General features: G+C 64.6%; 1 protein-coding gene. It reads left to right on the top strand.

The genetic code is table 11. From position 1 onward, the window contains the following. A partial coding sequence (locus IMZ11_RS43035; protein ID WP_228649392.1) for an HAD-IC family P-type ATPase occupies window positions 1-701 on the top strand: 701 nt, incomplete at both ends.

The following is a 701-nucleotide window of genomic DNA, read 5'->3' as shown; positions in this document are numbered from 1 at the left end:
CGCCAAGCGCGCCGAGGCGCAAGCCGGCGAGAACGCCGATCTGCTGGATCTGGCCAACATCTGCTTCATGGGCACCAACGTGGTCAGCGGCACCGCCACCGCGGTGGTGGTGGGCATCGGGCCGAATACGTACTTCGGCTCGCTGGCCAAGAACGTGGTGTCGACCAAGCGGGTCGAGACCAGCTTCGACCGCGGCGTCAACAGCGTGTCGTGGCTGCTCATCAAGTTCATGCTGGTGATGGTGCCGATCGTGTTCGTCATCAACGGCGTGACCAAGGGTGACTGGGTCACCGCGCTGACCTTCGCGCTGGCGGTGGCGGTGGGGCTGACGCCGGAAATGCTGCCGATGATCGTCTCGGCCAACCTGGCCAAGGGCGCGGTGGCGATGGCGCGGCGCAAGGTGGTGGTCAAGCGGCTCAACTCGGTGCAGAACTTCGGCGCGATGGATGTGCTGTGCACCGACAAGACCGGCACGCTCACCCAAGACCGGATCATCCTCGAGCATCACACGGATATCCGCCGCGACCGCGACGACAACGTGCTGACCCTGGCCTGGCTCAACAGCTTTCACCAGAGCGGCGTCAAGAATCTGATGGACCGCGCTGTCCTGCACTTCGCCGAAGGGTCACCCGAGGCGTTGCTGGCCGCGTCGACCTACCGCAAGGTCGATGAACTTCCTTTCGACTTCGAGCGACGCAGGC

It is taken from the genome of Microtetraspora sp. AC03309, from assembly GCF_020826795.1.
Taxonomy (GTDB): Bacteria; Actinomycetota; Actinomycetes; order Streptosporangiales; family Streptosporangiaceae; genus Microtetraspora; species Microtetraspora glauca.
This window is presented reverse-complemented; position numbering and strand designations above follow the sequence as displayed.